The organism is Sulfitobacter sp. HI0129 (genome assembly GCF_001635395.1).
GTDB lineage: Bacteria > Pseudomonadota > Alphaproteobacteria > Rhodobacterales > Rhodobacteraceae > Sulfitobacter.
The window spans coordinates 1-5,811 of record NZ_LWGH01000399.1 but is presented as its reverse complement, the minus strand read 5'-3'; the positions used below and the strand labels follow the sequence as shown (position 1 = coordinate 5,811).

Here is a 5,811-nt window from a genome sequence, read left to right as displayed (position 1 = left end):
GCTCACCTCGGTCTCCGCCACCGCCGGGGTCTGGATCACCCGCGCCATCTCTACCTGAAGGGATCGGCCCTCATGGCCCGGTCGGTGAGGCGAAGCGCCATGCCCCGGGCCGCAGGCCGCCCAACCGCCAGTCACCCACGCCCAGCCGGATGAGCCGCAGTGTCGGCAGGCCCACATGGGCCGTCATCCGGCGTACCTGACGGTTGCGCCCTTCGGTAATCGTGATCTCCAGCCATGCGTCGGGCACGCTCTTGCGGTAACGCACGGGCGGATCGCGCGGCCAGAGGTCGTCGGGCGGCGCGACCTGTTCGATCCGCGCGGGTCTTGTCGGCCCGTCTTTCAGCGTGACCCCGCGGCGCAGCCGGTCCAGCGCCCCGGCGTCGGGCCTGCCTTCCACCTGTACCAGATAGGTCTTGGGCCGCTTGTATTTGGGATTTGCGATCCGCGCCTGCAGCGGGCCGTCATCCGTGAGGACGAGCAGGCCCTCGCTGTCCTTGTCGAGCCGACCCGCCGGATAGAACCCCGGCTCGTCGATATAGGCCGAAAGGGTGGGCCGGGGCGAGCCTTCGGTGCCCTTGTCGGTGAACTGCGACAGGACCCCGAAAGGCTTGTTGAAGAGGATCACACGCGCCATCAGCGCCGGCTGCGCGGGGGCATCAGCAGCGTGACCCCGACCGATGCGGCCCGGGCGAGGTCTTCGTCCAGCGACATGGGAATATACTCCCCCCGGCGCCACAACTGGGCCATGTCGTCGTAGTGCCGCGACAGCGGGTGGCCGGATTGCCCGGTGGAGATGATGAAGACCGAAGAATCCGGATCGGCGAAATCATAGACCCCCCGGTAGCCCGCTCCGTGCACGTTCTGGAACGGATCGGGCAGGGTGCCCTTCGTCCGGCCGCGCAGCAGCGTATTGTCCCCGCCGGAGGTCGACTGGCGAATGTTCACGAAGTAGCGCAGCAGGGGCACTTCGCCGAGGATCTGGTGATCATGGGTGGCCTGATGCGCATCGCCCCAGCGCAAAGATTCAAGCTGGCTGCCCCATGTCTCCTCAATCCAGATCAGCGCGTCGTCCAGTGCAAGGCGGGCCATGTCGGGGCACGTTTCCTTCTGCGCGGACTGGAGCACGTCACACCAGACGGAGGCGCCGCCCACGTCGCGGAACACCCGTTCGATGAACAGCGGCTGGACATGGGTGAATTCATCCGCCAGCGGGCCAAGCTCATCCTGGATCAGGCGGGCCTGCAGGGCGCGCAACCATGCGGCATAGATCAGCGGCTCGGGCAGATGTTCGTTCATCTCGCCCGACCAGCCGGCGAGCAGGGTCAGCGCGCGCTGGCGCTGGCGTTCCCTTGTGCCCTCGGGGGCCGCTTCGCCGGTAAACCAAAGTTCCGACCCCATCAGCGGCAGCAGCGAACGCGCGGTGAAGCTGACGGTGTCGAGCTGCGCCTCGATGAAGCTGTCGCGGGTATGGACCTGACGGGATTGCATCAGCCGTTGCCAACGCTGGATCCGCTGGGTGTCGCCCCAGACATAGGAGACATGGTTGGGAAAGGCCCGGTTCACCGTCTTGTTGTTGGTGTTGCCCAGTATCCCGCCCGCGGGGGCCACGAACTCCGGATTGGTTTCATAGGGCATCCGGCCCTGCCAGCGATTGGCCTCGACCCAGCCGGGGGTGGGCATGCGCCCCTCGCTCTGGTGGGCGACATCGCGGCGCGGGATGACGCCGACGGTCTTCATCGCGATGTTTTCGGAATCCACGAGCGTGAGGTTCTGCGCCGGGCCGACATAGGCTTCGCCCGCGGCAATCGCTTCTTCGACCGTCTTGGCGCCCATCAGGTCCATGGCGGCATCCATGGTCGTGTCCTCCGGCGTCAGCACCGTCCAGGCCACGCTGGCCACATGGCCGGGCGGGGTGACGGCGGCGAGGTTGTAATGCGTGCCGGGCAGGACCGGGCCATTTTGGGTCCAGCGCTGGATGACGGTGACAGGCTCCGCGTCCTTCACGTTGACGATGGAGGACCGCGTATTGAATTTCGCCCACCCGTCGGGCGTGCGGTATTCCTGCGGATTATCCGGGTTCAGTTCCTCGATATAGACGTCCTGATCGTCCGCATAGGCCGATGTCACCCCCCAGCCGAGGCTGGCGCTGCGCCCTGTCAGGATCACCGGAACGCCCGGGATGGTCCCGCCGATGACCCCCCCGCTGTCGAGTTCGAGCCGGGCGAGATACCAGATCGACGGAGCCGAGAAGCCCAAGTGAGGATCGTTCGCCAGCAGCGTTCCGCCCGAAGCGGAGCGGGACGGCGCCGCCGCCCATGCGTTCGACGCCCCCGCCAGGGGCATGTGACGGAAGGGCGACAGCGGGTGCGGATCGAGCGGGATATTGGCGGCCACACGGGGCGCATCGGGGAAAAGAGCGGCATATTCGGGCAGCGCCGCGATGCCGGGGCCGGGGGCATCCGGCAGGATGTCTTGCACCCGGTCGGGATCGGCCAGCATCAGCGAAGTGCGGGCCCGCAGCACCTCCGCCTCCAGATGGGCGGAGAGTTGCAGCCCCATCAGCTTGAGGATCGCCACGGAATCCGCCGGGCGCCACGGCGCCATGGGCGCGTTGAAAAGCCACATCTCGGGCGCGCCGCGGCCCAATGCTTCGGAGTTGATCTGATCGAGCCGCGCGTTGACCCCGTTGGAATAGGCCTCGAGCGCGGCGCGGGTGCGTGGCTCCAGCGCGTCGACGGAACGGACGGCGAGGGTATAGAGGTCGAACCGGCGCAGCAGCTTGTCGATGTTCAGCGTCGCCGTGCCGAAGACCTCCGACAGGCGGCCCTGTGCGGTACGCCGCAGCGTGATCATCTGCCACATCCGGTCCTGCGTATGGGCATAGCCCAGGGCGTAGAACACATCGGCATCGGTTTCGCCGAAGATATGGGGCACGTTGGCATTGTCGCGCACGATCTCCACCGGCGCGGTGAGCCGGGGCGTGACGATCACGTCGTCGTAGTCGGGCAGGGACCGCGACGCCAGCCAGTAGATCAGCCCGACAGCAACGACCGCGAGCACGATCATCAGCGCCGTCAGTCGCACCAGCCAACGAAAAACAGCTGCCATCAGGGCTCCGGATCCCGCGCCGATTGACCAGCGCGCACAAGGTGATAGGTGTTTGGCAAGCAATAGCGCAACCGGTTGGGGAGGAAAAGCAGATGGCGAAAGTGGCATTTTTGGGTCTGGGGGTGATGGGTGCGCCCATGGCGGGGCATCTCCAGAAGGCCGGGCATGAGGTGACGGTCTATAACCGCACCGCCTCCAAGGCCGAAGACTGGGTGGCCACCTATGGCGGTGCCCATGCCGCCACGCCGCGCGAAGCGGCTGAGGGTGCCGATTTCGTCATGGCCTGCGTGGGGAACGACGACGATCTGCGCTCGGTCTGTACGGGCGCGGACGGGGCCTTCGCCGGGATGACGAAGGGGGCCATCTTCGTCGATCATACCACCGTCAGCGCCGCCGTCACCGCCGAGATGTACGAGGCCGCGGACGATGCCCAGGTCAGCTTTGTCGATGCGCCGATCAGCGGCGGGCAGGCGGGGGCCGAGAACGGGCAGCTATCGATCATGTGCGGCGGGGATCAGGGTGCTTTTGACCGCGCACTGCCGGTGATGGAGGTCTATTCGAAGATCTGCCGCCGGCTGGGTGACAGCGGCGCCGGCCAGATGACCAAGATGTGCAACCAGATCGCGATTGCGGGCCTCGTTCAGGGGCTGAGCGAGGCGTTGCATTTCGCCGAAAAGGCCGGGTTGGACGGGCGCGACGTGGTCGAGGTGATCAGCCAGGGGGCCGCCGGAAGCTGGCAGATGGCGAACCGCTACGAGACCATGCTCGACGACAAGTTCGACCACGGGTTCGCGGTGGATTGGATGCGCAAGGATCTGGGCATCTGCCTGTCGACGGCAGACGACATCAAGGCGAGCCTGCCGGTCACCGCGCTGGTGGACCAGTTCTACAAGGACGTCCAGAAGATGGGCGGCGGGCGCTGGGACACTTCAAGCCTGTTCAAGCGCCTGCAGCGCGACTGACCCGTTGCGGCCCGCCCCCGAAAGGGGCGGGACCGCTCCCCTCAGGGGATGATGCGGGTATATTTCGTGCCTTCGAGCGTCGCGCCCAGACGCAGGCCCGCGCGCCCGAAGACCGCCGCGAGCACGGGTGCCAGTACCGTCGTCGTTTCCGCGTTGAGGCTGTCGCCCCGGTTCGAGATCACGTATTCGAGGTCCGCCCCCGCGGCCCAGCCGGGGGAGCTGCGGAATTCGGCAAGCGCCCTGTCGGTCATGAAAAAGAGCACATGGGCATATTGCGCGGCCCCGATCTGGAGCCCGCCCGAGGCCTTGGTGACGGAATAATAATCCACTGTCACGTCATTCACCCGTAACGCGCCGCGCCCGTAGGCGCCCCCGAGGCCGAGACCGGCCTCCGTCACCAGTGGCATGACGAGCATGCCATTGGATTTCTGCGCCAGTTGCACTGTGTTGGGATAGGCGCGGTACATTTCGGCCAGTGTCGCATCGACACGCGCGTCGATCATCTGCGCGCCGCGTCCGCCGATACCGTTGCCGCAGGCGGCGGTGACGGTCAGACCGGCAAATGCGCCGAGCGTGAACGCACGCCGGGAAAATTTCGGATTGCTCATGGGGTTCTGCCTGTATTCTGGTTGCCTGATGCCGGTTTTCCGACTTGGCAATGATCCTAATCGGTTTTGTCGTTCCTGTCATGCCCCGCGTGGCAGACAGGCGTGTCTTTGCGGGTTTCGGGTCACGTGACGCCGCGTCTTGTCGTCGAATGCGCGTTTCCCGGGCCCCTCCGGGCGGCTGTCAGCCGTTCAGGAGCCGCGCGGCTTCGGGGGCGAAATAGGTGAGAACCCCGTCGCAGCCCGCCCGTTTGAAGCCCATCAGGCTTTCCATCATCACGCGCTCCTCGTCAATCCAGCCGTTCCCCGACGCGGCCTTTATCATGCTGTATTCGCCGCTGACCTGATAGGCGAAGGTCGGGGCACCGAAGCTGTCTTTCACCCGACGGCAGATATCGAGATAGGGCTGCCCGGGTTTGACCATCACCATATCCGCCCCTTCGGCGAGGTCGCGCGCCACAAGGCGCAGGGCTTCATCGCTGTTGGCCGGATCCATTTGGTAGGTTTTCTTGTCCCCCGTCAGCGCGCCGGAGGCACCCACCGCATCCCGGAACGGGCCATAGAAGGCGCTGGCGTATTTGGCGGCGTAGCTGAGGATCGCCACATGGCTGTGGCCCGCACTTTCGAGTCCTTCCCGGATCGCGCCGATGCGCCCGTCCATCATGTCCGACGGGCCGATGATGTCGGCGCCTGCGTCGGCCTGCGCCAGCGCCATTTTCACCAGCGCCTCCACCGTCCGGTCGTTCACGATCACCCCGTCCTCGACGAAGCCGTCATGGCCGTTGATGTTGTAGGTGTCGAGCGCCACGTCGGTCATGACCGCCATCTCGGGCAGGGCATCCTTGATCGCGGCGATGGCGCGGTTGGCCGCGTTGTCCGGGTCCCATGCGCCGGCACAATCCTCCGTCCGGTCCTCGATCCCGGTGTAGGGAAAGACGCAGACCGCGCCGATGCCCAGATCATGCGCGCTGCGCACGGCGGGCAAAAGCCGGTCGACCGTGCGCCGCATGACGCCGGGCATGGAGGGCACAGGCTCTTCCACGTCCGATCCGGCACGGACGAAGACGGGCCAGATCAGGTCGCTCGCCTCAAGCGCGTTTTCGCGTACCAGTGCACGCAGGGCGGGGCTGCGGCGG

At 66.3% G+C, this 5,811-nt stretch carries 5 protein-coding genes; 1 reads left to right on the top strand and 4 read right to left on the bottom strand.

Translation table 11 applies throughout. The features are described from left to right. Positions 1 to 70 precede the first annotated feature (70 nt). Both A3764_RS10655 and A3764_RS10650 read right to left on the bottom strand, forming a co-directional pair. Positions 71 to 634 (bottom strand): pseudouridine synthase, encoded by a 564-nt coding sequence (locus tag A3764_RS10655; RefSeq protein ID WP_067920207.1) that lies wholly within the window; start codon positions 632 to 634, stop codon positions 71 to 73. Continuing rightward, positions 634 to 3,108, bottom strand: coding sequence for a penicillin acylase family protein (locus A3764_RS10650; RefSeq protein ID WP_067920205.1), 2,475 nt, complete (start codon positions 3,106 to 3,108; stop codon positions 634 to 636). The genes A3764_RS10655 and A3764_RS10650 overlap by 1 nt, the downstream gene beginning before the upstream one ends. Positions 3,109 to 3,152: 44 nt before the next feature. On the opposite strand from A3764_RS10650, the gene A3764_RS10645 reads away from it, so the two are divergent. Next, positions 3,153 to 4,070 (top strand): NAD(P)-dependent oxidoreductase, encoded by a 918-nt coding sequence (locus tag A3764_RS10645; RefSeq protein ID WP_269084750.1) that lies wholly within the window; start codon positions 3,153 to 3,155, stop codon positions 4,068 to 4,070. Between the two features lie 41 nt (positions 4,071 to 4,111). Here A3764_RS10645 and A3764_RS10640 read toward each other — a convergent pair whose 3' ends face one another. Then, positions 4,112 to 4,678 (bottom strand): YSC84-related protein, encoded by a 567-nt coding sequence (locus A3764_RS10640; RefSeq protein WP_067920201.1) that lies wholly within the window; start codon positions 4,676 to 4,678, stop codon positions 4,112 to 4,114. Between the two features lie 181 nt (positions 4,679 to 4,859). Continuing rightward, positions 4,860 to 5,811, bottom strand: a 952-nt coding sequence (gene hemB, locus A3764_RS10635) for a porphobilinogen synthase (RefSeq protein WP_067951571.1), incomplete at its 5' end; no start/stop codon positions are given.

Bases quoted from the DNA above. Each gene is read 5' to 3' on its own strand.
- A3764_RS10650 (WP_067920205.1), bottom strand. From the start codon at position 3,108: ATGGCAGCTGTTTTTCGTTGGCTGGTGCGACTGACGGCGCTGATGATC.
- A3764_RS10655 (WP_067920207.1), bottom strand. From the start codon at position 634: ATGGCGCGTGTGATCCTCTTCAACAAGCCTTTCGGGGTCCTGTCGCAG.
- A3764_RS10640 (WP_067920201.1), bottom strand. From the start codon at position 4,678: ATGAGCAATCCGAAATTTTCCCGGCGTGCGTTCACGCTCGGCGCATTT.